Origin of the sequence: Bacillus sp. FSL M8-0063 (assembly GCF_038005545.1) — a bacterium.
GTDB classification, from domain to species: domain Bacteria; phylum Bacillota; class Bacilli; order Bacillales; family Bacillaceae_G; genus Bacillus_A; species Bacillus_A wiedmannii.
Window position 1 is genome coordinate 1,479,444 of record NZ_JBBOTJ010000001.1, and the last position, 12,062, is coordinate 1,491,505.

Consider the following 12,062-nt stretch of genomic DNA (forward strand, 5'->3'; position numbering starts at 1 on the left):
TGCTTATAAAAACTGTTGGATTGTTCGCTTTAAAGGATTAATTAGAGTATAAATTTTGAGAGCCTAAGGGTGTTTGTTAAGGATTTAAATGAAGGATTCCTGATATAAATCAACAGCATTAATTTCTATATAAAGGAGTTAATAATATGATTAGAGGAACTACCGATTTAGGGGAAAGTCAAAAGAAAGAGTTAGAGAAGCATCGTTTTTCGAAAGAAATCAACTTGGAAATTCGCGAATTACAAAAAACCAACAATTGGTATAATTTTTTTGCTATAGGGTTGGATTGGGGTATTGTGTCCTTAGTAATTGCATTGAATTATTTTATCCCTACTATGTGGATGTATTTAATTAGTATTGTTATCATTGGTAGCCGTATGCGTGGCCTTGATATTATGATGCATGAGTCAAGTCATCGTATGCTTTTTAAAAATCGTAAATTAAATAAGTGGGTTGCATGTTTCTTTGCTGCTTATCCGATAATGATTTCTTATAAAGCATATTGTAAGAGTCACATGAATCACCACAGGTATTTATGGAGTGAGATAGACCCTGATAAGCAAAGGTATCAAATTGTTGGGTTAGATAAACCGACTAAAAATAAAATGAAATTTTTTATTCAGCATTGCTTAAAGCCTTTGTTCTTAGTACATGTGCCGAATTATTTGATTGGAATGATCAAAGTAACAGCATATGCAAAAGAGGAACCTAGATTTGATCAAATAATCAGGACTCTATATTGGGGCGCTATCATTATTTGTTCAATTGTTTTCGGTTTCTGGCAAGAGTTGATTTTATTTTGGGTAGTTCCGTTTTTAACAACTTTTCAAATGTTAAAATATTGGGCTGAAATGGCCGAACATGCAGGACTAGAATCGGAAAATGAGATATTTGCATCAAGAAATTCTTTTGGGAATTGGTTTGAGCGCTTTCTCATTCATCCTCATAGAAACTCATACCATTTGGTACATCACTTGTTCCCTGCTGTTCCACACTTTAACATAAAGAAAGCTCATCTTATTTTAATGAAAGATGAAGAATATCAAAAAGCGCATCATTGTACAGGGTTCTTTTTTTCCACTGCACCAGGATTCTCCTCTGTAATAGATGATATACAAGGACGGATACCATTTTGGAATAAAGTGAAAGGGAAATAGATCATTATACGTGTTGTGCTACATAGGCTGTATGGAAATTTAATGGTTTACCAAAGATAATTCCTGATTGCACCCTAAAATATAAATGGGAGCTAGATTAATAAAAAAATTGGGAGATGTTAGGTGGCTAATTAAGTTCTATAGAGCCTTTTAAAATTTAGTAAATAATTTTGATTCATAGGAAAGGAGAGTATATGAATAACACGATGCTTTTTTGTTTTCCTTATGCTGGTGGATCCGGTTCGATATATAGTAAGTGGAAAAATTACTTACATCCTAGTATTGAATTGAAACCAATTCAATACGCAGGAAGAGGTAAAAGATTTCAAGAAGATTGTTATGATGATATGAATCACGCGGTTAACGATATATTTGAATATGTATATAGAGTTGTAGGTAATTGCGATTACGCGTTTTTTGGTCACAGTATGGGAGGGCTTATCGCTTATGAACTTTGTAAGGAAATAGAAAGTAGAAATCTTAATGCTCCTGTGCATATTTTTCTATCAGGTGTAAAACCGCCTAATTTTATTAGAGAACAAAAAGTGTCTAACTTACCAGAAAAAGAATTTAAAGATGTGATATTAAATTTAAATGGTACTCCAAAAGAAGTTCTTAATAATCAACAGTTAATGGATATGTTTATACCAATTTTAAGATCTGACTTTAAAGTGATAGAAGAATATAAATTCAGTAATGAATTGTACAAGTTAAATACGTGTATTACTGCAATGTACGGTAAGATGGACGATGTTACTGAGGAATACATGGAAAAATGGTGTGAGTTTACTTCGAGAGATACTGTTGTTTATGGCTACCCAGGAGATCACTTTTTTATTAATGAAAATTACATTGATATTATAAATCTTATTAATTCAACATTGGTTGGGAGAGGAGATTATTATGAGCAATGATGTTTATAATACAGATTTGTTAACTAAAGAGGAGAAATTTTGGTTGGATCAACTATCAACGGATTTAGAAATGAGTAGTTTTTTAAATTTTAATAAAAAAATTGGTGTGAAAAATCAGGGAGAAAAAGTATTTACATATAGATTGTCAGAAAACATATCACATAAAATTAGTGAAATAAGTAATCATTCTGAATATGGAATATTTATCATTTTGATTGCTAGTGTGAAATATTTACTCTCAATATACACGGATAGTAAAGATGTTTCTATTGGAACGCCAGTAATTCAATCAAAATCTGGCACAGCATATTATGATCATCTTTTGATTATAAGAAGTAATATCCATAGTAATATGACATTTAAGGAGCTTCTATTAAAAGTACAACAAAACATTTCAGAGGCAAATAAAAATCAGAAAGTATCGCATAAGCGATTAGCAAAACTTTTAGGAGATGAGAATGCAAATTCTAATAAACTGAATCCTCGTACAGTCATACAGTTTGAAAATATTCAACATAATATTTCTAATCATTATACAAATGCAGATACCGTCTTTAATTTTAAATGGCATGGAGATAAAATAGAGTGTTGTGTCACTTGTAAAGAAAGTGTAGAAGACTTGATTGGAAGAGTTATAGATCAACTGACTCATTTGTTAAAAGTGGTAGTAGCTAATCCTAGTATAAGGCTCTCTGAAATCGACATTTTATCCAATGAGAGAAATCGTATTCTAAATGAGTTTAACAACACAACATCAAGTTTTCCTAAGGATAAATCTGTTGTTGATTTGTTTGAATTTCAAGTAGCTAAAAGTCCACATAAGCTAGCAGTCTTTTATCAAAATCAAAATTTAACTTACGAGGAATTAAATAGAAAAGCAAATCATATAGCACATAAATTAGTTGAATTAGGAGCTAAAAAAGATTCTGTAATAGGAATTATGTTGGATAGATCGCTTGAACTTCCAATTGGTATATTAGGTGTTTTAAAGGCAGGAGCTGCATATTTACCCATTGATCCAAACTATCCAAATGAACGAATTAATTATCTCCTAAGTAATTCTAATGTAGATATCATATTGAAGTACAGCAATAATGAATTTAATTTTATAAATGAAAACACTAGATTTATTGATATAGATACAACTTTAAGAGACGGTACACCTATAGAAATGAGTGGGAATTTAGAATTGAAAATCCCATTAGAGAGCTTAATGTATGTTCTTTATACATCTGGAAGCACTGGTGAACCTAAAGGAGTTATGGTGAAAAGAAATTCATTTATGAATTTGCTCAATTGGTATACCAATGAATTTGATATGAATCCAACCGATAATGTATTATTAATTGCCCCAATTAGTTTCGATACAGCACATAAAAATTTATTTGCTCCATTGATAAAAGGCGGGCGATTGCACCTTTTTGAGTCAGGTATGTATGATTACAATAAAATGTCTGATTATATAAATGTTCATGAAATTACGAGCGTTAATTGTACCCCAAGTGGTTTTTATCCATTGGTTGAGTATAATGAGAGAACTAATTTTAGTAGGTTAATCACGTTGAAGCGTATTTTTTTAGGTGGTGAATCGATAAATTGTAAAAAACTCAAACCTTTAGTTAAATCAATAAATTTCAAGGGCGAAATTATAAATACGTATGGTCCCACGGAATGCACGGATTTAGCCACTTTCTATAGAATTAGTAATCAAGAGATAGAACAATTGAAGGTGATTCCAATCGGAAAGCCTCTTAATAATGTCGAAATATACATTGTGGATCAAGAAATGAATCTTGTACCTATTGGTGTAACGGGAGAACTGTGTATTGCTGGGGTTGGATTGGCACGTGGGTATTATAATGCTCCAGATTTAACGAGAGAAAAATTTGTAGAGTTTCCGAAAATTACCGAAAAAAAAGTTTATAAAACAGGCGATATGGCAAGGTGGATGCCTGATGGGAATATTGAATTTATTGGAAGGAAAGATAATCTTACGAAAATAAGGGGGTTTCGGGTAGAAGTTGGGGAGATAGAGACTTGTCTTATGAAGCATCCAGATGTAGATGAAGTTGTTGTTGTTGCAATCGAAGATACTTTCGGTACGAAAGTATTAAGTGCTTATTTTGTTGCCAATGTGCATATAACAAACTCAGAATTAAGAAATTTCCTTATTAAAAGTTTGCCGAATTTCATGGTGCCAACCTACTTCACTCAACTGAAAAAAATGCCACTCAATCAAAACGGGAAAATTGATCGTAAAGCATTGCCAGTGTCCAACTTGGATCCAGTATCAGACTTCGACTATATTGCACCAGAAGGCGAATTGGAAAAAAAGGTTGCACATATATGGAGAGATGTTCTTAACATTCAAAAGATAGGAGTGTATGATAATTTTTTTGAGTTAGGTGGGCATTCTTTAAATGCTGCTTCAATCATATTGAAAGTTAATCAAGAATTTGACGTGAATATACACTTGAGTGAAATGTTTAAAAAGCCAACTATAAAAGAATTTACAACTCTAATACTGGATGGGGAACAACATAAAAGTTCAATTATATTACCTGTTGAAGTAAGAGAATCCTATCCTGTTTCATCACAGCAAAAAAGGCTATTTATTATGTGGCAACTTAATCGTGATTCAGTAGCTTATAATTTACCGTCTGGGACAATTATAGAGGGTGATCTCGAATATGATATGTTGGTGAGAGCTTTCCAACATCTTGTTGATCGTCATGAATCTTTACGTACATCGTTTTCATTCATCAATGGACAAGTGGTGCAGTATGTACATCCTACATTAAAGGTTATTGTTGATATCGTGGAAGCATCGGAAGAAGAATTAATGGAGTATGTACATGGGTTTGCTACACCTTTTAATCTGGAACAACCGCCTCTATTTAAAGTTAAAGTTATTAAAATCAGAGAAAATAAGCATTTACTGTTAACTGATGCTCATCATATTGTCTTTGATGGTATATCGATGGACATAATTATGGAGGAATTTTATGATAGTTATTTAAATAAAGACTTACCTCCGGTTAAATTACAATATAGAGACTACGCAGTATGGCAGGGAGAATTTTTTCAGACTGATGATTTTAAGAGCAAAGAAAAGTATTGGCTAAACATATTTAAAGATGAACCTCCATTGTTAGAGTTAAATACAGATTATCCACGACACCCGGTGCAACTTTATGATAGTGATTATGTACCAATTATGGCGGGATACGATTTGACAAAGCGTTTGAAAAGGATAGCGAAGGAGAATGGGACAACCCTATATACGGTGCTACTTGCTGCTTTAAATGTATTATTTTTAAAATATACGGGTCAAGAAGATATTACGATTGGTACCCTTACAGCTGGCCGATCTCGTCCAGGTTTGGAACGGATTATTGGTATGTTTGTGAATACGGTAGTAATAAGAAATTTCCCATGTCGCAAAAAGACATTTCTGAATTTTCTGAACGAAGTGAAGGATAATACAATAAAAGCTATCGATCATGAAGAATATCCATTTGAATTGTTAGTAAATGAAGTTGATGTTTATCGAAATACAGGGAGAAATCCAATATTTGATATTATGTTTTCTTTGGATAATGATGAGTATTTCTTTAAGGATACAGGGGGGATCACTTTACGTAAATTCCCATTTGAAAGTAGTATGACTCAATTTGATATGTTCATTCATGTATTGGAAATTAATGAAGATATGCATTTTAAGTGGAAGTATCGTAAGGATATATTTAAGAAGGATACAGTACAAAGATTAGCAGAACATTTTATTTATCTACTTGATGAGATTACCAAAAAGATGGATATACCATTACAAGATATCCAGATGATGTCTGAAGCAGAGATGAAAACCGTTCTTTATAAATTTAATAATACGACGGATGAATATTCGTATCAAATGACGGTGCATGAGATATTTGAGCAGAAAGCGAAAGAAAATCCATCAGAAAATGCCATCGTATATAAAGAGATGACACTAACGTACTCTGAGCTGGATGCAAGGGCAAATCAACTGGCCCGCACTTTAAGAAAAAAGGGAGTGCAAAGAAATAGCGTTGTTGGACTTATTGTAGAGCCTTCCTTAGAAATGGTCATAGGAGTTCTCGGTGTGCTAAAAGCAGGAGGTGCATTTTTGCCGATTGATCCCGCTCTTCCAATAAATAGGATAAAATATTTTTTGGGAGACAGTGATTGTCAGTTGGTTCTGGCCCGAAATAATATGAAGGAACGCTTTACTTTTGAACAGGAAATAATTAGGTTGGATGATGAATTAAACTGTAAAAAAGATGGTTGTCATCTTGAAAGCATAAACCAGCCCGACGATTTGGCATATGTAATTTATACCTCTGGAACAACCGGTAACCCTAAAGGGGTTATGGTCGAACACAAAAATATTGTGAATCAGTTGAAAGGACTCATTCAAAAATTAAAATTTAATCAAGAAATGAATCATTTATTACTGGCGAAAATCACATTCGATGTTTCTGTTCAACAAATTCTTCTCCCGATTCTCTCTGGGGGGAGGTTATATATTCCTGAGGAAGAGCTAATCGCTGAGCCAAGAAATATGTGGAACTTTATTGAGAGAAACAAAATTAATGTCTTGGGAGCTGTACCTACCCATTTGAAAGTGTTGATAGATAATATTGTCACAAGTCAATCTCTTAACTATGTTCTTGTAGCCGGTGAGGTCTTTACAAAGAGTCTTTATAATCAATTAAAGAGTACTGTTAATGCAGAGATGATTATTAATCTGTATGGTCCAACCGAGACGACGATTTTTTCAACATACTATATTTGTCATGAAAATGAAGAGAGTTCGAGCATACCAATAGGTAAGCCTCTAAGTAACTATAGGGCATATATTTTAAATCAAGATTATTATCCTGTACCTATTGGTGTGACTGGGGAGTTATATATCGCTGGAGCAGGTGTAGGAAGGGGATATATCAATAAGTCAGATTTGACAGATGAAAAATTTATGCCTGATCCATTTATTCCAGGTGAGAAAATGTATAAAACGGGAGACCTTACAAGGTGGCTCTCTAATGGGGACATCGAGTATATTGGAAGGGTTGACCATCAGGTAAAGGTTAAGGGAGTCCGAGTAGAGCCAGATGAAATAAAAACCCATATTTTAAATCATAAATCTATTGAGAATGCAATTGTTGTTGCAAAACAAAATCAAAGTAATGAAAGCTATTTGTGTGCGTATCTAATTGCAAACCAAGAGGTTACCAGTACAGAATTAAGGAATTATTTGAGGAATAAGTTACCTGAATATATGATTCCTTCACATTTTGTGCAATTAGAGAGTATGCCTTTAACGAATAACGACAAAGTCGACGTAAGGGCCTTGCAAGAAAGGGATGATGAGAATTATATATCGTTAGGTACTACTTATATAGCACCTAGAACGAATCTAGAAAAAATGATAGCGGAGATCTGGAAACAGGTACTTGGGGTAAATCAGGTCGGTATTTATGATCATTTCTTCGAACTTGGTGGGAATTCACTGAATATTATTCAAGTAAATGAACGGTTGAAAAATGATTTGAACATTGACATAACTGTGATGATGCTATTTAGATTTCCTACAATTTATTCTCTATCCCAGCAATTAAAGATGACCGCTGAGAGCAGGGGACAGGAAGAAGTGAACTCAAATAGAGTTCAGGTAATAAAGGAATCAAAAAATAGGTTGAAACAGAGACGTCAAAGAAAGAGGGATTCGAATGAATGATAGTGCACAAGAACCGATAAGAAATGGTATAGAGATTGCTATTATTGGAATGTCTTGCAGATTTCCTGGTGGAGATACTATAAATGAATTCTGGGAAAATTTGAAGAATGGTGTAGAATCGGTAACTTTCTTCACAGATAAGGAGTTACAGACAGGAGGAATTGATCTAGAAACGATCCAGAGTTCCAATTATATAAAGGCTGGTGGGGCTATTACAGGAACAGAATGGTTCGACAATAAATTATTTAATTACTCACCTAGGGAATTAGAGGTAATGGATCCACAGCTGAAAATTTTGCACGAGTGTGCTTGGGAGGCATTAGAGAGTAGTGCTTACTTTCCGGATACCTTTAATGGTTTAATTGGTACTTATATTGGAGCAGCAACAAACTTATATTGGTTAGAAACGGTATATCATGGAGCGAAAGATTTTATAAAAGAAGCGGAATTTTTAAATGGTTCTCAATTTTTCGGCACCAGATTATCACATAAATTAAATTTGAGAGGTCCTAGTTATACAGTTCAAACTGCATGTTCATCTTCGTTGGTTGCTGTGCACTTGGCATGTCAAGCGCTATTAAGTGGAGATTGTGACATTGCTTTGGCTGGAGGAGTTTCACTTACATTACCTGAGAAAAGAGGATATTTATACAAGGAGGGTATGATTCTTTCACCAGATGGGCACTGTAGACCTTTTGATGCTAATGCTAGAGGAACGGTCAATGGAAATGGAGCGGGAATTGTTGTTTTGAAGCGTATGGAGGATGCGATTGCCGATGGAGATTTCATCCATGCTGTTGTGAAAGGATCCGCAATAAATAATGATGGCGCTGATAAGGTTAGTTTTAATGCGCCAAGTGTAGAGGGACAAGCTGCTGTTATTAGAGCAGCCCATCACATGGCCGAGGTAGAATCTGAAAGTATATCATATGTAGAGGCTCATGGTACGGGAACAATGCTAGGTGACCCGATTGAGGTTGAAGCTTTGAAGTTGGCATTTAATACAGAGAAGAATAATTTTTGTGGTATTGGATCGGTTAAAGGGAATATTGGACATCTTGATAACGCTGCAGGTATAGCAGGTTTGATAAAAACTGTAGTTGCTTTGGAGCATCGCATGATTCCACCAAGCATTAATTACGAGAAAGCAAATGAAAAAATTAATTTTGGTAATAGTCCATTTTATGTACAGGATACATTGGCGGGATGGAAGAACCGAGAGTTTCCTTTAAGAGCGGGAGTAAGTTCATTTGGTATGGGGGGAACAAATGCCCATGTTGTACTTGAGGAACCTCCCCAAAGAGAAGCTTCGGAGCGGAGCAGGAGATATCAATTGCTTTCTTTTTCTGCACAAACGAAAAAATCTCTTGAAGAGCAAACTAAAAGGTTAGCTGAATATTTAACTCACAACAATAATGTGAATTTGGCTGATGTAGCTTATACACTTTTAAATGGAAGGAAAAATTTAAAATATCGAAGAGCATTAGTGGTTTCGGATATAGAGGAAGCGAAGCAAGAATTTTTTAATCAAAATTCTGCTAAGGTTCAAACTAATCTTTGTGATGGCGGTAGTAAGCAAATAATTTTCATGTTCCCCGGGCAGGGTGCGCAATATGTAAATATGGGATTGGATTTATATAAAGAAGAGAAGAGATTTCGAGATGAAGTGAATCTTTGTTGTGAGATTTTAGAAGAGATTAGTGGGGTCGACTGGAAGGAAGTCTTATACCCAAAGGATTTGGACGTTAGAATGAGAGATGATATAAATCAAACCTCTAATACTCAGCCTGCAATATTTATTTTTGAATACTCATTAGCAAAAACACTAATGGAATGGGGCATCTACCCGGACGGCATGATTGGACATAGTATAGGGGAATATGTGGCTGCTTGTTTGGCGGGAGTGTTCTCATTAAAGCAAGCGCTTCAGTTGGTGTATGAGCGGGCGACCTTAATGCAACAATTACCTAAAGGAAGCATGATAAGTGTAATGGCTTCGGAAAATGAAATTTTACCACTAATGAATCAAGATGTATCTATTGCCGCAGTGAATAGTCCAATATCATGCGTAATCTCAGGTTCTGATGAGGCAATCTATACTTTTGAGGGGGAATTGATTAGGGACGGTTTTCAGTTCAAAAAACTTGCAACCTCCCATGCCTTTCATTCATCCATGATGGACTCAATTTTAGATACCTATGGAAAGAAGTTAAAAGAAATTAATTTCCATGACATTAAAATACCATTTATATCCAATTTGACAGGAGAATGGATTACGGAAGAACAAGCAAAAAGTGCAGATTATTGGGTGAATCATCTGCGACATGTAGTGAAATTTTCTGAGGGCGTTAAGCATCTACTATCGGGTACGGAAAATGTTTTTGTAGAAGTTGGACCAGGTAGAACATTAAGCAGTTTTGTTAGACAACATACTCAAGGAAAATCTATATGCCCGATTGTAAATACTGTAAGGCATCCAAAAGAAAAAACTTGTGATGACAAGTACTTGCTTCAAAGTATTGGTAAGTTGCATATTCATGGCGTGAAGATTGAGTGGTCCAAGTATTTTTCGCAAGAAAGAAGATATCGTGTTCCGCTCCCTACGTATCCTTTTGAACGGCAATTCTTTAGCCTGTCTAAAGATATTGAAATGGAAGAGAGTTCCCCTTTATCGCAAAGCGACTATGTAGAAGAGCTAAAGAGGAATATTGTTCCGAAAGATGATAAACAGCGGAAAATTATAGAATCATATAAGAGAGTTACGGGAGTAAAACAAGTTAGTATCCATGATGATTTCTTTGAATTAGGAGGTAGCTCACTAACGGCTATCAATGTTGTTTCGAGCTTGCAGAAGGATTTTGATATTTCTATTAATCATTTATTTGAATACCCTAGAGTTTCTGATCTAGCGCAACATATGACATATAAAAAGGAGAAGACTATTCCAGATGCATTAGCAACTTATCTGATTGCTAGAGGAGAAAGGCATCGGTTGATGGAGGAGAAGGTAAGAGGAGACATAGCGATAAGAAGTTTATATGATGATAGAAACAAAAAGTATTACGAAATCAACCTTTCTTGCCAAGTCAGTTATAAAGAAGTTCTATTGACAGGAAGCACGGGATATTTGGGTGTTTACTTATTACATGATTTATTAACTGAATTAGATTGCAATGTACATTTAATTGTAAGAAGTGACAATTGTATACAAGCAGAAAATCGCATTAAAGAAAAAGTTTGCTCTTATTTTGGAACATCTTTTTATGATAAGTATAAGAAAAGAATTTTTGTATATAGTGGCGATCTGACAAAAAAATATATGGGCTTAGATCTGCCGAACTATCAATATTTGAGTGAAACAATCCAATGTATTATACATTCAGCAGGCAGTGTTAGTCATTATGGGAAATATGAAAAATCCTATGAAGCAAACGTTCTAGCCACGAGAAATGTAATTGATTTTTCGCTTAAGGGAGTAAAGAAAGATGTGAATCATATTTCTACATTAGCTGTAGCTTCTGGTGTGGTAAAGAATAACGAAGACATATTGTATACGGAGTATGATAATGATTTAGGGCAAATTATTGAAAATCCTTATCCAAAGACAAAGTTAGAAGCTGAAAAGATTGTACTGGAAATGAGGGGTAAGGGAATAAATGTAAATATTTTTCGAGTGGGAAACATTGGTTTTGATTCTAAAACAGGAAGGTTTCAAGAAAACATAGAGCAGAATGCATTATACTCAATGATGAAATCATATATAAGAATTGGATTGGTTCCAGAAATGGAAAGAGATATAGATTTTGCATGTGTGGATGATGTTAGTCAGGCAATTATTAAGTTGTTTAATAAAAAAGAATTAATGAATGAGACTCATCACATTTTCAATCCTAACTATGTAAGCTTATCAGCTCTTTTAACAACGTATGGATTAGACATAGATGTAAAAGAAACTTCAATTGATAAATTTATAGATTATATCTTTGATGAAAAGCAATTTAATCAATATGCATCAGATATATATAATTTACAGCTGCATTGTATAGGAGATGAATTGAAAACATTTAATGATGTCGAACAAACATTGTTCCATATAATGGGGGATAAAACGAATATGCTGTTAAGAAAAACGGGTTTTGTATGGAATAATATTACGGATGAAATGACGAAAAAAATGATTAGATATGGTCAAAAAGTGAATTATTTCGAAAAACATTAAATATAAAGTGGTGA

At 34.2% G+C, this 12,062-nt stretch carries 4 protein-coding genes; all 4 read left to right on the forward strand.

Annotated elements, in window-relative coordinates:
• Window positions 1–146 precede the first annotated feature (146 nt).
• The 4 genes from MKX31_RS07590 (at window position 147) to MKX31_RS07605 (ending at window position 12,048) form a co-directional block, all read left to right on the forward strand.
• Window positions 147–1,157, forward strand: a complete 1,011-nt coding sequence (locus MKX31_RS07590) for a fatty acid desaturase family protein (RefSeq protein WP_002189230.1) — start codon at window positions 147–149, stop codon at window positions 1,155–1,157.
• A gap of 194 nt (window positions 1,158–1,351) precedes the next feature.
• Window positions 1,352–2,071, forward strand: coding sequence for a thioesterase II family protein (locus tag MKX31_RS07595; protein ID WP_064476384.1), 720 nt, complete (start codon window positions 1,352–1,354; stop codon window positions 2,069–2,071).
• Complete coding sequence (locus MKX31_RS07600) at window positions 2,061–7,829, forward strand: amino acid adenylation domain-containing protein (RefSeq protein ID WP_340980476.1); 5,769 nt, start codon at window positions 2,061–2,063, stop codon at window positions 7,827–7,829. The genes MKX31_RS07595 and MKX31_RS07600 overlap by 11 nt, the downstream gene beginning before the upstream one ends.
• The gene (locus tag MKX31_RS07605; RefSeq protein ID WP_064476382.1) at window positions 7,822–12,048 is read left to right on the forward strand and encodes a type I polyketide synthase; all 4,227 of its coding nucleotides are present in this window, start codon (window positions 7,822–7,824) and stop codon (window positions 12,046–12,048) included. Before MKX31_RS07600 ends, MKX31_RS07605 begins: the two co-directional genes overlap by 8 nt.
• Window positions 12,049–12,062: the final 14 nt, after the last annotated feature.

Excerpts from the sequence above, each read along its gene's own strand:
- MKX31_RS07590 (WP_002189230.1), top strand. The coding sequence starts at position 147 with ATGATTAGAGGAACTACCGATTTAGGGGAAAGTCAAAAGAAAGAGTTA.
- MKX31_RS07595 (WP_064476384.1), top strand. The coding sequence starts at position 1,352 with ATGAATAACACGATGCTTTTTTGTTTTCCTTATGCTGGTGGATCCGGT.
- MKX31_RS07600 (WP_340980476.1), top strand. The coding sequence starts at position 2,061 with ATGAGCAATGATGTTTATAATACAGATTTGTTAACTAAAGAGGAGAAA.
- MKX31_RS07605 (WP_064476382.1), top strand. The coding sequence starts at position 7,822 with ATGAATGATAGTGCACAAGAACCGATAAGAAATGGTATAGAGATTGCT.